Raw genomic sequence first — 11,746 nt, 5'->3', positions numbered from 1 at the left:
GCGTATCCCGGAAGGGAAGACCACCATGATCCTCGTCAAGACAGAAGCCGGCCACCAGGCACTGAAGGACCGCTCGGTCCCGCTTTCGCCACGCCAGCGCTCGGCGTTCATCCTGTTCGACGGCAAGCGCTCGGTCGATGATGTGCTGGCTGCCGGCATGGGCATCGTCCGCGAAGACATCGACCAGATGGTCGCTCTGGGTGTGCTGGAGCAGGCGGCGGGAAGCGCGGCGCCTTCTGCGGAGAGTGCCGCGCCTGTCCAGGGCTCTTCCGGTCGCAGCAAGCAGCAGCGCTACAAGGATGCCTATCCCATCGCGACCCAGCTGACCGGCGGCTTGGGGCTGAAGGGCTTCCGGCTCAATCTCCAGGTCGAGGCCGCTGCGGGCTACGACGACCTGCTGGCGCTGGCGCCGAAGATCCGCGCAGCCGTCGGCGCCGAGAAGGCCGCGGCGCTCGACAAGGCGCTCAACGACTGAGCAACTTGCCGGATCGCTTCCGGCAGGGCTATAATTGCCGGCTTTGCCTTGCCACACTGCGCCCGACGCTGCAGGTGGCTTTTCCTCTTCCTCGGAAGAATCCACAAGGAGTGCCATGCGTCACTACGAAATCATTTTGCTGATCCACCCGGATCAGAGCGAACAAGTTCCGGCCATGCTGGAGCGCTACAAGGGCCTGATCACGGCCGGCGGCGGCAAGGTCCACCGCGTTGAAGACTGGGGCCGCCGTCAGCTGGCCTACCAGATCAACAAGCTCAACAAGGCCCACTACCTGTGCGTCAACATTGAAGCTGAGCAAACCGTGATGGGCGAACTGGAACACGCGTTCAAGTTCAACGACGCTGTTCTGCGTCACCTGACCGTCCAGAAGAAGAAGGCCGAAACCGGTCCTTCGTCGATGATGAAGACGGTCGAGCGCGAAGAGGCCCGCAAGGCCCAGCAGGCCGAGTACGCCGCCAACAACAACTGATGGCGTGACTGCCGCCGCTGCGGCAACCGGGGTCAACCAGCTTCTGCTGACCGCCTCCGTTGCCGAACTCGGAACCCTGCGATTCACGCCAGCCGGCTTGCCAGCCATAGACCTGAAGCTCGAACACGAGTCGACGCTCCAGGAGGCAGGAAAGCCCAGGCAGGTGAAGACGGCCCTCAAGGCCGTTGCCTTCGGCGCCATCGCCGAACGGCTCGCAAGACAGTCGATGGGAAGTCTCTGGCGTTTTCAGGGCTTCCTCGCGACACCGGGCAACGGCAAGCATCCGGTCCTGCACATCCAGGATTTTCAGCAAGATTAATTTTCGACAAGAGGTCCCGAAATGGCCACGTTCAAGAAATTCAACAAAGACAAGCGCCCGAAGCGCAACACCCAGTCGCTGCTGTTCAAGCGCAAGCGCTTCTGCCGCTTCACCGTCGCTGGCGTCGAGGAAATCGACTACAAGGACATCGACACGCTGCGTGACTTCATCAGCGAAAACGGCAAGATCATCCCCGCACGCCTGACCGGCACGCGCGCGATCTACCAGCGCCAGCTGAACACCGCCATCAAGCGCGCGCGCTTCCTGGCCATGGTGCCGTACAGCGACCAGCACCGCGTCTAAGGAGTCGACACCATGCAAATCATTCTTCTGGACAAGGTTGTCAACGTCGGCGCCCTGGGCGACATCGTCAAGGTCAAGGACGGCTACGCACGCAACTTCCTGATCCCGTCGGGCCGCGCTCGCCGCGCCACCGCCGCCAACAAGGCCGAATTCGAAGCCAAGCGCGCCGAACTCGAAAAGGCTGCGGCCGCCAAGCTGGCTGAATCGCAAGCCCAAGGCGAAAAGCTCGGTGGCACGACCATCAAGCTGACGCAAAAGGCTGGCGTCGACGGCCGTCTGTTCGGCTCGGTCACCAACGGCGACATCGCCGAAGAACTGGGCAAGCAAGGCTACAAGGTTGCCAAGGCGCAAGTGCGCCTGCCCAACGGTCCGATCAAGATCGTTGGCGACAGCACCGTGAGCGTTGCCCTGCACACCGACGTGGTGGTCGACATCACCGTGACGGTCTACGGCGAAACCGCCTGATCTTCCACAGCGCCTCGTGCGCTGCACAGAAGCCGCCTTCGGGCGGCTTTTGTTTTTCCGGGAGCGAGTTGTCCCGTCTTTTCCAGCCGATTGCACTGGAAGATCACCGTTTATTCACAACCTTGTCCACACGCGCATCGACCTGCGCGGCTTAGCATGCAGGGTTGCAAGGGAAGTCCATGTCCGCCGTTTTCTCCTATGCCGACAACGATCCGTCGGCAGACCGCCAAGTCGCTCAACTGCGCATTCCGCCTCACTCCATCGAGGCCGAATCGAGCGTGCTCGGCGGCCTGCTGCTCGACAACGGCGCCTGGGACCGCATGGGCGACCTGCTGGTCGACGGCGACTTCTATCGCCACGAGCACAAGCTGATCTACGCGGCCATCGGCGGGCTGATCAACGCCAGCAAGCCGGCGGACGTGATCACCGTCTACGAGCAGCTGCAGAACCTCGGCAAGGCCGACGAGATCGGCGGGCTGGTCTACCTGAACTCGCTCGCGCAATACGTACCCAGCGCGAGCAACATCCGCCGCTACGCCGAGATCGTGCGTGAGCGCTCCATTCTTCGCAAACTGGTTTCCGCCAGCGACGAGATCGCCACCAACGCCTTCAATCCGCAGGGCAAGGCGGTCGACAAGATCCTTGACGAGGCCGAGCAGAAGATCTTCAACATCGGCGAGGAAGGCACGCGGATGAAGCAGGGCTTCCAGAGCATGGATGCCCTGGTGGTCGACCTGCTCGACCGCGTGACGGAGATGGCCGAGAACCCGAACGACATCACGGGCGTTCGCACCGGCTTCAACGATTTCGACAAGATGACCTCGGGCCTGCAGCCGGGCGACATGATCGTGCTGGCCGCGCGTCCCTCGATGGGCAAGACCTCGCTCGCAATCAACATCGCCGAGCACGTGGCGCTCGACGAGGGCCTGCCGGTGGCCGTGTTCTCCATGGAAATGGGCGCCGCCCAGCTGGCGGTGCGTATCGTGGGTTCCATCGGCCGCATCGACCAGGGTCACCTGCGCACCGGCAAGCTCACCGACGAGGAGTGGCCGCGCCTGACCGAGGCCATCGAGAAGCTGCGCACCGTCTCGCTGCACATCGACGAGACGCCGGGCCTCTCGACCAGCGAACTGCGCGCCAACGCACGCCGCCTGGCGCGCCAGTATGGGCGCCTGGGCCTGATCGTGGTCGACTACCTGCAGCTCATGTCCACCAGCAGCTCGGGCGACGAGAACCGCGCGACGGCCGTGGGTGAAATCTCGCGTGGCCTGAAGATGCTGGCCAAGGAACTCAAGTGCCCGGTGATCGCGCTGTCGCAGCTCAGCCGCGGTGTGGAAAGCCGGACCGACAAGCGCCCCATGATGAGCGACTTGCGCGAATCCGGCGCCATCGAGCAGGACGCGGACATCATCATGTTCATCTACCGCGACGACTACTACAACAAGGAGTCGAAGGAGCCGGGCGTGGCCGAGGTGATCATCAGCAAGCACCGTAACGGCCCGACCGGCACCGTCAAGCTGGCCTTCCTGAAGCCGCTCACCAAGTTCGAGAACCTGGTCGGCTACAGCAACAACGACGAGTACTGATCCGGCGCCGTCAAGGCGTTGAAGAAGAAGAGGGCCGTCAGCCCGTGTTGCCGTTCTTGCCGCTGCCGTTGTTCCACGGCGGCGGCGTGCCCGGCTTCTGCGGCACCACCTTGCCTTGCGCCGTCTCGGCGTTGACCTGTCGCAGCAGGTCGGCCAGCGTCTTGCCTGCTTCGTCGCGAAAGCGATCGGGCAGGACTTCGATCGCATCCATGCGGTCCAGGCGGAAGCCCCGGAAGTCGTCGCGCAACTCGCACCAGGTCGAGAGCGTCCAGACCTTGCCCCAATAGAAGCAGCCCAGCGGACGCACCGTGCGCTCGCTGGCGTCGCCGGAAACATCGCGGTAGTGCAGCCGCAGCTTGTTGTGCGACTGCGTCGCCTCGCGCAGCGTCTGCAGCCGAGCGCGCAGGGTGTCGTCCAGGCCCAGTCCCGGGGCATAGAGCGCCAGCGCCTCGGCCGAGACGCGCGCCGCGGGCGGCAGCACCGACAGGATCTTGCCCAGCCCGGTCTCGATGTCGCGTGCCAGTGCCGGATCGACCCAGCTCTGCGCGAGCCGCGCCGCGGCCACGAGCGCCGCGGCCTCGTCCTGCGTGAACATCAGCGGCGGCAGTTCGAAGCCCGCGCCCAGCCGGTAGCCCACGCCGGCCTCGCCCTCGATGGGCACGCCCTGGTGCTGCAGGTCGGCGATGTCGCGATACACCGTGCGCTCCGACACCTCGAGGCGTTGCGCCAGGAATGCGGCCGTGGTCAGCCGGCGTCCGCGGATGAGCTGCACGAGCTGGAAGAGGCGGTCGGCGCGGCGCATCAGCGGGCTCCGGTGAGCTTCTTTGCGAAGTCTTCGACGAAATAGCGCTTGCCGCGCTGCACGACCGTATGGCCCTCGGCCTCGAGCCTCGACATCTGCGCCTCGATGCCGCCGGGGTACTTGGCATTGAGCTCGCCGCCGACCTTGAGGGTGCGCCACCAGGGCGCCGCGCTTTCCGTCTTCGGTGTTTCCTCGGCGGCGTGCGCGACCATGTGCGCGAAGATCGCCGTGGTCACGGTGCAGCCGATGGTCGCCTGGTGGCGCAGCGCGATGTCTTCGCCGATGCCCATCACCGTCGCGAGCCGGCCCTCGGGAATGCTGCGCATCGCGGCCTCCACCTCCTGTGGCGATGGCGTGGCGATGGTGCCCTCGCCGTGCCGGGAGCGCATGGCGGCGGGAATCTCCTTGACGCTCGGCAGGTGAGGGTAGCTGGCCAGGCGGTCGCGCCAGCTCTTCTTTGTGGTGCTCATGAAACTCCGATGTGGATCGCCACCTTGTCCGGCCCTTCATAGGCTTCGAAGTCGCTGCGATACCGGCGGGCAACCTCGGGGTGCGCCTCGAAATACTGCCAGATGCGCTCCCAGGTGGCGATCACCATCTGCGGCATCTGGCCCTGGCCGTTGAAGACCAGATAGTCGCCGGCCTCCACGGGAAGGCTGCCATCGCCGCCGGAGACGGCGACGCCCGCCGTCACGTCGAAGGCGCCGTGGGCGTCCGATTCGTAGGCCGAGTAGACGCTGAAGATGCGGGCGTCGCCGGTGCGGTCCGGCGTCGATGCATAGGTTTCCTCGCCGAAGAAGCGGCCCCACAGCTTTCCGATGCGTGCCGTGGCCGGGTCGCTCTCCTCGCGGTTGGTCGTGCGGATGGTGAGGCCTGCGACGCGGAATGCATCATGGTGCTGGCGAACTGGTTCCATTTGGTTTTTCTCCTCAGAGCAATAGTGTTTTCAGGTCGGCCTTCATGGCCTGGGCGATCAGTTTCATGTCGGCGTCGGTGACGTCGAACATGCCGAAGCGGAACTTGTAGCCCCACTGCTTTGGGTTCTCGATGAAGGCCAGCCGCTCGATCAGCGGGGCGATCGGCGTTTCGTGCCCGTCAGCGTAGACCATGTCGCGCCGCCACGGCACGAAGCCGTTGCCCATGTCGAATTCGTACGGCTCGCCCGGTTGCACGATGCCGATCGACACGAAGCTCTGCAGCTTGTCCGTGCCTCCGAACACCGAGGCCGGCGAGTAGTAGGCCACGCGGTCGCCCGCCGAGAGCCGCTTGAGCGGCGCGTGCTTGCCGTGGCCGACCTGCATGTAGCCGAGCGGCCGGTGGTCGCGGCCGCGCCGTGCATGCTCGGCGCTGGCCACGGCGATCCAGTTGCGCTGTGCCACGGTGGATCACTCCTGCGCGTGCAGGCCGACTTCGTTGCCCTCGGTGTCGCGCAGATGGGCAATGAAGCCCAGGCCGGGCGGCAGGGCGGACTTGGGCGCCACGATCTGCCCGCCGGCCGCCTCGACGCGTGCCAGCACGGCGTCGATGCTGGGGTTGCAGTCGAGATAGATGCGGATGCCCGTGCCGGCGCGCGCACTGCCATTGGCGCCGCCTTGCAGCGCGCCGCCGGTGGCTGGCTTGTCGTGCGGGAAGATGGCGAGCGTCTCGCCGCCGAAGTCCTCGCGGCGCAGCTTGCGCGCGAGCACGGTCTCGTAGAAGGCCTGGGCACGGTCGATGTCGGCGACCGGGATCTCGAACCAGGTGATGGCGTTTTGCATTGAGGGCTCTCTTTCTTTCGTTGCGTTGGAAGGAGCCCGGATGGTGCTGCCGGCCTACTGACAGCGTCTTGTCAGTAGCCTGTCACCACGGATGAAAAAAAGCCCGCGCTGCTCGGAGAGCATGCGCGGGCTCGCGTGGGGCCGTGCCCCGTGGATCAGAGCACGTCGCTCGCGAAGTCGGCCAGGCGCGAGCGTTCGCCGCGCGCCAGCGTGATGTGCCCGCCATGCGGCCAGCCCTTGAACTTGTCGACCGCGAAGGTCAGGCCCGAGGAACCTTCCGTGAGGTACGGCGTGTCGATCTGCGCAAGGTTGCCCATGCAGATGATCTTCGTGCCGGGGCCGGCGCGGGTGATCAGCGTCTTCATCTGCTTGGGCGTGAGGTTCTGCGCCTCGTCGATGATCACGTACTTGTTGAGGAAGGTGCGCCCGCGCATGAAGTTCATGCTCTTGACCTTGATGCGGCTGCGGATCAGCTCGTTGGTGGCCGCGCGGCCCCATTCGCCGGCGCCGCCGCCGTCACCCTTGGCCAGGAACTCGAGGTTGTCGTCGAGTGCGCCCATCCAGGGGCCCATCTTTTCCTCTTCGGTGCCGGGCAGGAAGCCGATGTCCTCGCCCACGCTCACGGTGGCGCGAGTCATGATGATCTCGGTGTAGCGGCGGTCGTCCAGAACCTGCGTGAGGCCCGAGGCCAGCGCCATCAGGGTCTTGCCGGTGCCGGCGGTGCCGGTCAGCGTGACGAAGTCGATCTCCGGGTCCATCAGCAGGTTCATCGCGAAGTTCTGCTCGCGGTTGCGGGTGTTCACGCCCCACACGGCGTTCTTGCCCGAGCTGTAGTCCTTGAGCGTCTTGAGCACCGCCGTCTTGTCGCGGATCTCGGTGACGCGGGCATACATGCTCGGCTCGCCGGGCGCCTCGAAGTACACGAACTGGTTGATGAACAGGTTGGGCACCAGCGGGCCGGTGATCCGGTAGAAGGTGTTGCTGCCGCTCTGCCAGCTTTCGATGGTCTTGCTCTGGCGGGTCCAGAAGTCGGCCGGCAGCGCCAGCGAACCCGCGTAGAGCAGGTCGCCGTCTTCCAGCGTCTTGTCGTTCTGGTAGTCGTCGGCGGCCAGGCCCAGCGCGCGCGCCTTGACGCGCATGTTGATGTCCTTCGACACCAGCACCACTTCCTGCTTCGGCCGGCCGGGGCGGTCCTTGGCGTATTCGTCGCGCAGCGCGTGCACCACGCCGAGGATCTGGTTGTCGGCCTTGCCCTGGGGCAGGCTGATCGGCAGGGAGTAGTCGAGCGGGGCGGTCTGGAAGAACAGCCGGCCGCCGGCCTCGCGGTGGCCGGTGGTGTCGAGCTTCAGGCCCTTGTCGATGTCGGCGTCCTGGGCGGCGGCCAGCGCGTCGAGCGTGCGGCTGGTCTGGCGGCCGTTGCGGGCGACTTCGGTGGTGCCCTTCTTGTGGCCGTCGAGCTCCTCCAGCACGATCATCGGCAGGAAGATGTCGTGTTCCTCGAAGCGGAACAGGCACATCGGGTCGTGCAGCAGCACGTTGGTGTCGAGCACGAACAGCTTGGCCGGACCGGTCGATTTGCTGCGCTTGGCGCGCGCCGGAGGCTGTGGCGCTGCAGCAGGAGCCGAGACGGGCTCTGCGGCGGGCACCTTGGTTTCGACCTGCACGAGCGCCTGCGGCTGCGGTGCGCTCACGGGTGCGGGCGTGGATTTCGACGATTTGGCCCGGCGCGCCGGGCGCACGGCTTCGCCGCCGCCAGCGCCTTCGGCGCCGAGGCTGTCGAACAATTCCAGTGGCTGAGGACTGCGCGCCACGGCTTCGTCGGCGCGCGAATCACCGGAGCGTCGCGAGCCGCGGTGCGAGGACCGGGCGGGCGCGTCGAGTGCGTCCGGCGAGAGCAGTGCAGCGCGTTTCGTGGGTGCGGGAGGCAGTGGCATGTGTCAGATCGCTCGCAGAAAGTGGGAACCAGAAAACGAAAAAGCCGCCTGAAGACCAAGGCGGCTTTGTTCGGAGGATGCGGTCGTGGAGCTCAACGGCATGAGGCCATTATGCACACCGCGGATGACGCGCCGGAGGCTCTTTACGCACCGCGTTGGGCAATTCCCACGCGGAAGCGGAAAAGCGCACGACCGGCTTGCCGGACGGCGGTCAGGCGGCCTTCTTGAGTGCCTTGACGGCCTTGAGCACGTCGTCGACATGGCCGGGAACCTTGAGCCCGCGCCATTCGGCCTTCAGGATGCCGTCGGCGCCGATCAGGAAGGTGCTGCGCTCGATGCCCTTGACCTTCTTGCCGTACATGATCTTGTTCTTGACCACGCCGAACATGTGGCACATTTTTTCTTCGGTGTCGGCGATGAGCTCGAAGGGCAGCTCGAGCTTGGCCTTGAATTCGTCGTGCGACTTCATGTTGTCGCGCGACACGCCGAACACGGTGGCGCCGGCCTTTTCGAAGTCCTTGTAACGATCGCGGAACTGCATCGCTTCGGTGGTGCACCCCGGAGTGTTATCTTTCGGGTAAAAATACATGACCAGCACGTGGCCGAGATGCGAGGTGTTCGAGACCTTGATGCCGCCCGTGGCGTTGGCGTCGAATTCAGGAATGGGTTTGTTGACAACGATCGCCATGAAACTTGTTTTCTCCGTTAGATTCCGCTCCCGAGCCCTCTCGCCCTGTTTCGCCCAGGGCTTGCTCAAGGAATGGAGGATTGGTCGTTGCTAACTTTGGGGTAGCCGGCCTGTTCGCAACCCGGTATTTTACCCCGAAAACACCTCTATCAGCCACCCGCCGGGCTCTCGACCAGCAGGGCGGCGATCACGTGCCGGCCTTCTCCGGCCAGGATGTTGTAGGTCCGGCAGGCTGCCGCCGTATCCATGGTCTCCACGCCGGTGCGCTGGGCCATCAGCGGCTTCAGCCAGGCGGGCTGGGGGAAGCGGATGCGGTTTCCGCTGCCGAAAATGATCAATTCGGCGCCCAGGGCCGCCAATTGCGCGAAATGTTCGGCGCCGAGCTGGTCGAAGCTCGAACAATTCCACTCGAAGCGCTCGCCGCGCGAGCCAACCACTACGCTGCCTTCTACTTTTTCGTTGTTAATCGCCACCCAGCCGGGGCCGTGTGCGGTGAGCGATTGAGCGTCGGATTTGTCGGGCTGGAGCTTCATCTGGGCGCTGGGAACTGTGGTCAAATTATAGGTTTTCCCTAGTGCCACGGGGCTCGCAAGGGCCTTTGATTCCGCGTAAGCAAACTCTAACCCGCGCCCGGGAGGGCCCTTTGAAGCAGCTCAAGAAATCGGCCAAGCTGGCCAACGTCCTCTATGACATCCGCGGCCCCATCATGGACGCGGCCAAGCAGATGGAAGAGGACGGCCAGAAGATCATCAAGCTCAACATCGGCAACCTTGCCGTGTTCGGCTTTGATGCTCCGGAGGAAATCCAGCAGGACATGATCCGCAACCTGCCCACCTCGGCCGGTTACTCCGACAGCAAGGGCGTCTTCGCGGCACGCAAGGCGGTGATGCACGAGACGCAGAAGCAGGGCATCGCGGGCGTCACCCTCGACGACATCTATCTCGGCAACGGCGCCAGCGAGCTGATCGCCATGTCCACCAACGCGCTGCTCAACGACGGCGACGAGCTGCTTCTGCCGGCCCCCGACTACCCGCTGTGGACCGCCTCCACCAGCCTCTCCGGCGGCACGCCGGTGCACTACCTGTGCGACGAGGCCAACGGCTGGATGCCCAACCTCGACGACATCCGCGCCAAGATCACACCGCGCACCAAGGGCATCGTGGTCATCAACCCGAACAACCCGACCGGCGCGCTGTACTCCGACGCGCTGCTCAAGAGCATCGTCGGCATCGCGCGCGAGCACGGCCTCGTGATCTTCGCCGACGAGGTCTACGACAAGGTGCTCTACGACGGCGCGAAGCACACGGCCATCGCTAGCCTGTCGACCGACGTGCTCACGCTCACCTTCAACTCGCTTTCCAAGAGCTACCGCTCCTGCGGCTACCGCGCCGGCTGGCTCGTGGTGTCGGGCGACAAGCGCAGCGCGCAGGACTACATCGAGGGCCTGAACATGCTCTCGAACATGCGCCTGTGCGCCAACGTGCCTGGCCAGTGGGCCATCCAGACAGCGCTCGGCGGCTACCAGAGCATCAACGACCTCGTCTGCGATGGCGGCCGCCTGCGCCGCCAGCGCGACCTGGCCTACGAGCTGATCACCGCCATCCCGGGCGTGAGCTGCGTCAAGCCGACAGCAGCGCTCTACATGTTCCCCAAGCTCGATCCGGAGGTCTATCCGATCGAGGACGACCGCCAGTTCTTCCTCGAGCTGCTGAAGGAAACCCGCGTGATGCTGGTGCAGGGCACCGGCTTCAACTGGGCCACGCCCGACCACTTCCGCATCGTGTTCCTGCCCCATGAGGACGACCTGCGCGAGGCCATCAACCGCATCGCGAAGTTCCTGGAGCAGTACCGCTTGCGCCGCAAGTCGCGCCAATGATCCCTGCCCGCATCGCTGCCGCAGCGGCGCTGTCGTTCGCCGCACTGTCCGCCGGCGCCGCCGGCAAGGACGGCGTCTCGTTCTCGCACAACGACTGGGAACTGGCCTGCGACAACACCCGCACCTGCCGTGCCGCCGGCTACCAGTCCGAAGGCGCGGACATCACGGAGCCGGTGTCGATGCTCATCACGCGCAAAGCGGGCCCGGGCACATCCGTCGAAATCGACCTCCAGACCGGCGGCGAGAAGGCAGCCAAGGGCCCGGTGCGCTTCAAGGTCGGCAAGGCCGCCTTGTCCGGCCTCAAGGACAGCTCCGTCAGCCTCGACCAGGATCAGGTCCGCGCGGTGCTCCCCGAGCTGCTCAAGAACGACGATGCCACGCTCATGGACCGCGGCGGACAGAAGTGGGTTCTCTCGCTCTCCGGCCTCAATGCCGTGCTGCTGAAGATGGACGAGGTCCAGGGCCGTGTCGGTACGCCGGGCGCGCTCGTGCGCCGCGGCAGCAAGCCCGAATCCTCGGTGCTGCCGCCGGTACAGGCGCCCGTCGTGCACGTGGTCGTGCCGCCGAAGGCGCGCCCCGGCGATGACGGCCTGGCCGCGCGCATCTTCCCCTCGCTGAAGCAGTCCGATGCCAAGGACGGTTGCAACAACCACGACGACTTCAACGCCAAGTCGCTGAACGTCTCGCGCCTGACCGATCGCAAGGTGCTGCTGTCCTTCGGCTGCGGCATGGGCGCCTACAACTACTCCAGCCTGCTCTGGATCGCCAACGACAAGCCGCCCTATGCGCCCGTCGCCATCGAGGCCAACGGCGACTTCGACGAGAAGGACGGCAGCGTCACCTCCTCGATGAAGGGCCGCGGCATCGGCGACTGCTGGTCGAGCGAGACCTGGAGCTTCAACGGCAAGGACTTCGTGCGCACCGCCGCCGCGGGCGACGGCATGTGCCGCGGCTTCGCGGGCGGTGCCTGGAGCCTGCCGCGCTATGTCACCCGCGTGGAGCTTTCCGAGCCGTCCGCCACCCCATCCAAACCATGAACGCCATGAGTGCG

General features: G+C 65.3%; 16 protein-coding genes. 8 read left to right on the top strand and 8 right to left on the bottom strand.

All coding sequences use genetic code 11. From position 1 onward, the window contains the following. The first annotated feature begins 25 nt into the window (after positions 1 to 25). The 6 genes from BMY35_RS21175 (at position 26) to dnaB (ending at position 3,638) form a co-directional block, all read left to right on the top strand. Positions 26 to 475 (top strand): hypothetical protein, encoded by a 450-nt coding sequence (locus BMY35_RS21175; protein WP_093203340.1) that lies wholly within the window; start codon positions 26 to 28, stop codon positions 473 to 475. 115 nt (positions 476 to 590) lie between these two features. Further along, on the top strand, positions 591 to 965 hold the full coding sequence (rpsF, locus tag BMY35_RS21170; protein WP_019655917.1) for a 30S ribosomal protein S6: 375 nt from the start codon (positions 591 to 593) through the stop codon (positions 963 to 965). A gap of 4 nt (positions 966 to 969) precedes the next feature. Then, the gene (gene priB, locus BMY35_RS21165; RefSeq protein ID WP_093203337.1) at positions 970 to 1,284 is read left to right on the top strand and encodes a primosomal replication protein N; all 315 of its coding nucleotides are present in this window, start codon (positions 970 to 972) and stop codon (positions 1,282 to 1,284) included. A gap of 21 nt (positions 1,285 to 1,305) precedes the next feature. Further along, positions 1,306 to 1,587 carry a 30S ribosomal protein S18 gene (gene rpsR / locus BMY35_RS21160; protein ID WP_007830781.1) on the top strand — a complete coding sequence of 94 codons (282 nt, stop codon included), beginning with the start codon at positions 1,306 to 1,308 and terminating at the stop codon, positions 1,585 to 1,587. 12 nt (positions 1,588 to 1,599) lie between these two features. Further along, complete coding sequence (gene rplI / locus BMY35_RS21155; protein WP_093203335.1) at positions 1,600 to 2,052, top strand: 50S ribosomal protein L9; 453 nt, start codon at positions 1,600 to 1,602, stop codon at positions 2,050 to 2,052. Positions 2,053 to 2,231: 179 nt separating this feature from the next. Beyond that, positions 2,232 to 3,638, top strand: a complete 1,407-nt coding sequence (gene dnaB / locus BMY35_RS21150) for a replicative DNA helicase (RefSeq protein ID WP_093203332.1) — start codon at positions 2,232 to 2,234, stop codon at positions 3,636 to 3,638. 37 nt (positions 3,639 to 3,675) lie between these two features. On the opposite strand, the gene BMY35_RS21145 is transcribed toward dnaB, so the two are convergent. The 8 genes from BMY35_RS21145 to BMY35_RS21110 all read right to left on the bottom strand — a co-directional run bounded on the left by BMY35_RS21145 (position 3,676) and on the right by BMY35_RS21110 (position 9,352). Further along, on the bottom strand, positions 3,676 to 4,440 hold the full coding sequence (locus BMY35_RS21145) for a helix-turn-helix transcriptional regulator (protein WP_093203329.1): 765 nt from the start codon (positions 4,438 to 4,440) through the stop codon (positions 3,676 to 3,678). After that, positions 4,440 to 4,910: an MGMT family protein gene (locus tag BMY35_RS21140; RefSeq protein WP_093203327.1), complete on the bottom strand. Its 471-nt coding sequence runs from the start codon at positions 4,908 to 4,910 to the stop codon at positions 4,440 to 4,442. The genes BMY35_RS21145 and BMY35_RS21140 overlap by 1 nt, the downstream gene beginning before the upstream one ends. After that, positions 4,907 to 5,356, bottom strand: a complete 450-nt coding sequence (locus BMY35_RS21135; RefSeq protein ID WP_093203324.1) for a GyrI-like domain-containing protein — start codon at positions 5,354 to 5,356, stop codon at positions 4,907 to 4,909. The genes BMY35_RS21140 and BMY35_RS21135 overlap by 4 nt, the downstream gene beginning before the upstream one ends. 13 nt (positions 5,357 to 5,369) lie before the next feature. Then, positions 5,370 to 5,819: an EVE domain-containing protein gene (locus tag BMY35_RS21130; protein ID WP_093203322.1), complete on the bottom strand. Its 450-nt coding sequence runs from the start codon at positions 5,817 to 5,819 to the stop codon at positions 5,370 to 5,372. A gap of 6 nt (positions 5,820 to 5,825) precedes the next feature. Continuing rightward, a complete protein-coding gene (locus BMY35_RS21125; protein WP_093203319.1) occupies positions 5,826 to 6,197 on the bottom strand; it encodes a VOC family protein in 372 nt (123 codons plus the stop codon). Between the two features lie 155 nt (positions 6,198 to 6,352). Beyond that, entirely contained in the window at positions 6,353 to 8,131 is a 1,779-nt protein-coding gene (locus tag BMY35_RS21120; protein ID WP_093203317.1) for a PhoH family protein, read from the bottom strand. A gap of 211 nt (positions 8,132 to 8,342) precedes the next feature. Beyond that, positions 8,343 to 8,819, bottom strand: a complete 477-nt coding sequence (locus BMY35_RS21115) for a peroxiredoxin (RefSeq protein ID WP_019655927.1) — start codon at positions 8,817 to 8,819, stop codon at positions 8,343 to 8,345. Between the two features lie 149 nt (positions 8,820 to 8,968). Beyond that, positions 8,969 to 9,352: an Mth938-like domain-containing protein gene (locus BMY35_RS21110; RefSeq protein ID WP_093203314.1), complete on the bottom strand. Its 384-nt coding sequence runs from the start codon at positions 9,350 to 9,352 to the stop codon at positions 8,969 to 8,971. 110 nt (positions 9,353 to 9,462) lie between these two features. On the opposite strand from BMY35_RS21110, the gene BMY35_RS21105 reads away from it, so the two are divergent. Further along, on the top strand, positions 9,463 to 10,695 hold the full coding sequence (locus tag BMY35_RS21105; RefSeq protein ID WP_093203312.1) for a pyridoxal phosphate-dependent aminotransferase: 1,233 nt from the start codon (positions 9,463 to 9,465) through the stop codon (positions 10,693 to 10,695). Further along, complete coding sequence (locus BMY35_RS21100) at positions 10,692 to 11,732, top strand: DUF1176 domain-containing protein (RefSeq protein ID WP_093203309.1); 1,041 nt, start codon at positions 10,692 to 10,694, stop codon at positions 11,730 to 11,732. Before BMY35_RS21105 ends, BMY35_RS21100 begins: the two co-directional genes overlap by 4 nt. The last annotated feature ends 14 nt before the right edge of the window (positions 11,733 to 11,746 follow it).

It is taken from the genome of Variovorax sp. YR750, from assembly GCF_900109805.1.
In the GTDB taxonomy this organism is placed as follows: domain Bacteria; phylum Pseudomonadota; class Gammaproteobacteria; order Burkholderiales; family Burkholderiaceae_C; genus Variovorax; species Variovorax gossypii.
This window is presented reverse-complemented; position numbering and strand designations above follow the sequence as displayed.